This window comes from cf. Phormidesmis sp. LEGE 11477 (genome assembly GCF_015207105.1).
GTDB lineage: Bacteria > Cyanobacteriota > Cyanobacteriia > Phormidesmidales > Phormidesmidaceae > Phormidesmis.
This window is the reverse complement of record NZ_JADEXO010000212.1, coordinates 1-4423: the sequence shown is the minus strand read 5'-3', so window position 1 is coordinate 4423 and position 4423 is coordinate 1. Positions and strand designations below refer to the sequence as shown.

Here is a 4423-nt window from a genome sequence, read left to right as displayed (position 1 = left end):
TGGAATCTTTTTATCATTTTAATGGTGCCCCACTAAAAGAAGAGGAAAAAAAGCAGTTTATCCAGGCATGGGGAGATATTCTTTCTTCAGACAAAGACCAGAGATCATTTGTAGAAACGCTTGAGCCTTTGGTTTGTTATAGCCGTAAGGTTGCAAAGCTATGCGAAAACGTATTTCTTTTAGCACTAATTTCGCAGATTCAGTTACTAGACGGTATGTTGCCGATCCGTCGTATAGACGTATATCGCCGAGCGATTGAACTGATGGTTGAACAACAACGCCAAGGGAGGGGGTTACCACTTACAGTCAATGAAGTCTATCCTCACTTAGAACATCTTGCTTACTGCATGCGTTCAGAGGGCTCTCAATACTGGTCAGAGACCAAGATCATACGAGCGATCGAAGAGCTTCGTGAGCACGAAGAAGAGGCGGAACTAAAGCGGCGTTCCCCTTCCATGCTACTTGATGCGGTAATGAGGCGATTGGGTGTACTTAACGTGGCAGGAGGCAGCGAAGTTGATCAGAGAGGATACGAGCGCCGCGTCATTCAATTTTTCCATCAGTCATTCCAAGAGTACTTTGCCGCTCAGGCACTACGACATGGACGAGGAGTTTACGATGGTACAGGGATTCTAGATCGCCTGCGAGAGAAAGTTCATGGTATCCCGATTGTAGAGCGAAAAATAGAATCACTTGGTATGGGAACAGAGACAGAGCCTGTTACAGCCAGTCAGTGGCAAGAAGTTGTCCGAATGTGTATCTCCGGGTTGTCTCACAAAGAAGAGAACCAGAATCGTCGAGATAAAGCTGATGCTGACGACGCTATGCTTATGCTACTACCGTCTGCTGGTACCTCTCCTAGAGACAGTAGAGCGCTTGCGGTGTTTGCGCTTCAATGCTTAGCAGATGAGCCAGAGTTAACAGAGGAGACGGTTTATACAATATTAGATATTGCTATAGATTGTGTTAGTGACCTTGATGGCATGAACACAAAGCAAAACACTTTGATGGATGAAGCTTTTTACGCAGTTATGCAGTCTTGTTACAGAGATCTGTGTACTCGCCGTTTGTTACACAGCTACATTCAATCTCGTGACCAGCGCCGCCACAAAATTGGATGCATATTCTCTTTATGTGGAAGTAGTGAAAGTCTCAATGCAGACAATGCTGCTCGGATACTTCGACCTACTCTTAATAGAATAAAGTCTAACGAAAAGCCGGACAACCAAGTTGCTGCGGCATTACAGCTAGTTGATATTTTCTACCGTCCGCAAGGTCAAAATAGCAACATACGTATAGATTTTTTGGATGCAAAACTTTTACAAGAAACAGTTTCAACCCTATTAGAAGCAGCAACAGGACGGATTAAAGGTCATGCCGCATTGCAGGGTGCTGCGCTATGGGCACTAAGTTGGTTAGTGACCGCTAAGGTTTGTCAGCCAAACAAAATTTATGCCTTTGATTCCCTTCAACTAGATTACCTACGAGAAATCATTATAGACGAGAAAAAGGACTCTTTTGCTCGTGGCTGGGCGGCGAGTATTCTAGGTTCCTACATAGCCTATGAGCCTGTATTTACTCAAGTCGACTGGGTTTACGAATGGGCTGTTGTGGCTGATGGCGGTAAGCCGCAAAAGCATCTACCTGTTGCCAAGCGGATTAATCACAATAAGGATGTAATCGTTCTCAGGCATCTGCTTGTTTCGAATGTTCCTATTAAGGTGAAGGAAAGGGTTGCGCTCTCTCTAGGTCGGCTGAATCACTTTTCAGACGAAGTATTGATTCCTCTCCTAAATATATTTCAGGACGACCTAAGTTGGAACAAGGAGAGAGATGAAGCGCTAATATATCTTGTCCTGAGTGGTTCTGCTAAAGTTGATTCAGTATTTTTACAAGGAGCGGCTCGTATAGTGGATGATACTGATCTATCCCAGTATGGTTTTCCAGCACGATGCCATTTAGCATTGATGGGAAGAGGTTACTGGAAATCTCTTTATCACCAACTTAATCTTTGTTTGGGCTCGCAAGCTGATATTGATTCTTATGCATACGCTTTAGCTGGTATTGAAGACTCGAAAGGAAGAGAAGTTCTAATATCTGTGACAAATCACCAAAAAGAGAAAGTGCAAATTGCGGTTTCTAAAGCAGTGACGAAGTTTGTCGAGTGGACTTATGCGGTTAAAAAACCAGTCTGTGACCAAGTGAATTGGTTAAGCGAATGGGCAACAGTTGCTACTGGATACAAGCCTCACTGGCAGTTGCCAATGGCAAAAGTAAATACAAATCGAAAAAAAACAGAGGTTATTAAAAGTTTGATTTTAGAATGGCCCCAGGTAGTTTACTGGTTTGACCAATGGATGGTAGATGAAGATGAGATACCTCAACAAGTGCTACTTGACACTTCCTCTTTAGAGAATTCAACAGATGAGCAGGTACTTGCACGTTTACTGTCATCTAAACTCCCTATCGAGGTTAAAAATAACGTTGCTATTATCATGGGCAGACTTGGCTATTTTGTTTCTGGGATGATAGAACCGCTTCTACATATATTTAAGTATGAGCCTCATGCCAATATTCGACGTGACGAAGCCTTAGTTTACTTAGTACTGATGGGTGGTACTGAAGTTATCTCTGCTTTGATAGAAGGACTCTCTGTGCCAAGAAAGGAGACCGATAAATATAATTTCCCTAGCCACTGTCTTCTCGGACTTATTGGCATAGGCGATTTGAACGCGCTTCAAGAGCTTTTGACATCTGAAAATGAAAAGTTTGTTACAGCCGCTGCCTATGCTCTGGCAGGAAATGCAGATATTCAAGGAAAAAGAATTCTTTTATCGACAAGCGCAGCCGAAGTAGATATGGTGCGCGAAGCTGTAAGCAGAGCCTTAGATAAGACTAACGAATGGAGACTTCCTGAACGTTAGGAACAAGGATAGCAAACAAAGTCTCAACAGCTTAACAATTCTAGTACGTCAACCTTTTTGTCCAATGCAGATCTATGAGCTAACCGATTAAAAATATGTACTTCGAGGTTATTTTATACTCTCAAAACCTAGACCTTTTGGTACTATCCAAAACTGCGTCTCATTTCTTGTCTCGTAAGTGCTGTCTCACAAAGCCTTAAAGGCAATGAGAAAACACGACCAATTTATTGTTCACGGTGGTATCTCGTCCAGAAAGCCCACTGTTTCTCTATAAGTTGTTCTACAAACTCTGCATCCTGACGTGCTCTTGACTGTAACGAGTCAGCCCTCAACGGATTAGAGCATGGCGTGCCAAGCGCTCTCAAGACGGATTGAGCCGAGATAAGCTCTTTTTGACCAGCGCCTTCACGACTATTTCTATCCAGGAATGAATTGAGACTCTCAATTGCAGACTTAGGGTAGACCATTCCCATTGCGATAGATAGCTGAGGCGAAACAAAACTGCCACGTTCAAACCGATATAGCAAGTCCTCAAATCTATCGTCTGGTCTCGCTATGAGCACACAGGTACATCCAATTAACGTATAGCGCCATGCTGCTGTACGTATAATCTGCGACCAGTACTCCGAGTCGGGGCCATACCCCCTTATGGCTGAGCGGTTGCGGTAGATGCCTGGTGTCGGGCTAGTGACATCTCGAAAAGTTTTTCCTAAGTGGCTTTGACTATTGAATCCACATTGCCAAGTAATTTCTGCAACTGTCGGCTTCACGGCGTTCACTAACTGCTTGGCTTCCTCTACTTTCTGTCTTTTGAGTAGAACTTGGAGTCTGCCTAATTAAAGTATCAATATTGGTCTTATTGTCTTGCAGTGAGACTCATTTGTGAATAAAATAGTCTCGCTGTAAGACAAAGCTTTTAAGGTCTAGTTCTTTGCTATCTGGAACAACTTCAAATGCATTGGCTACGGCTGGTGGAATAGCCTGGGGTTTGCCGGTTGAGCGATTGACAAAAACCCAATTGGTTTTGCCGGTTGCCAATAGTGCTTTATCAGACGGGCGAAAAAACTGATACTTGCGTTGAGACTGGACTTTGCGAACGCTTGCTATCCAGGTGAGTACAACCAATTGTTCTTCTTCAAAAGCAGGGCGAAGGTATTCAACTGCGTGCGAGCGAACTATTCAGGTCGCGCCGACCTTCGCGGTTTCTGCTGTACAAGCTGTGTGATTGGCGTGGGCGATCGCAATGTCTTGCATCCACTGTACGTATGTCACGTTGTTGAGATGGCCATTTTCATCGATTGCTTCTGGCGGCACGGTAATGTTTTGGCGATAGATAGCGCGTTCTAGGACATCTGTGTTCATGGTGTTTGGCAGTCGCGGTGCTGTGGTTCGGGGGCTGCGCTAGTTTGGTTGAATAGAATGTAGAGCTGAATGGTAGGCGATCACGTCGGCAGTCACTCAGCTCTGGCTTTTTCCTGTGAGGCTTATTGTCTGTTGAT

3 protein-coding genes and 1 pseudogene are annotated in these 4423 nt (G+C 44.2%); 1 reads left to right on the top strand and 3 read right to left on the bottom strand.

All coding sequences use genetic code 11. From position 1 onward, the window contains the following. On the top strand, positions 1–2924 hold a 2924-nt coding region (locus IQ256_RS28540; protein WP_193859070.1), incomplete at its 5' end, for a hypothetical protein. A gap of 224 nt (positions 2925–3148) precedes the next feature. Here the strand turns inward: IQ256_RS28540 and IQ256_RS30605 are convergent. The 3 genes and pseudogenes from IQ256_RS30605 to IQ256_RS28525 form a co-directional block, all read right to left on the bottom strand. Then, positions 3149–3730, bottom strand: a pseudogene (locus tag IQ256_RS30605) (helix-turn-helix domain-containing protein); the annotation flags it as partial. 70 nt (positions 3731–3800) lie between these two features. Beyond that, entirely contained in the window at positions 3801–4103 is a 303-nt protein-coding gene (locus IQ256_RS28530; RefSeq protein ID WP_193859071.1) for a thioesterase family protein, read from the bottom strand. Then, complete coding sequence (locus tag IQ256_RS28525; protein WP_193859068.1) at positions 4104–4286, bottom strand: acyl-ACP thioesterase domain-containing protein; 183 nt, start codon at positions 4284–4286, stop codon at positions 4104–4106. Between the last annotated feature and the right edge of the window lie 137 nt (positions 4287–4423).

Coding starts and splice junctions, on each gene's coding strand:
- IQ256_RS28525 (WP_193859068.1), bottom strand. CDS start 4,286: ATGAACACAGATGTCCTAGAACGCGCTATCTATCGCCAAAACATTACC.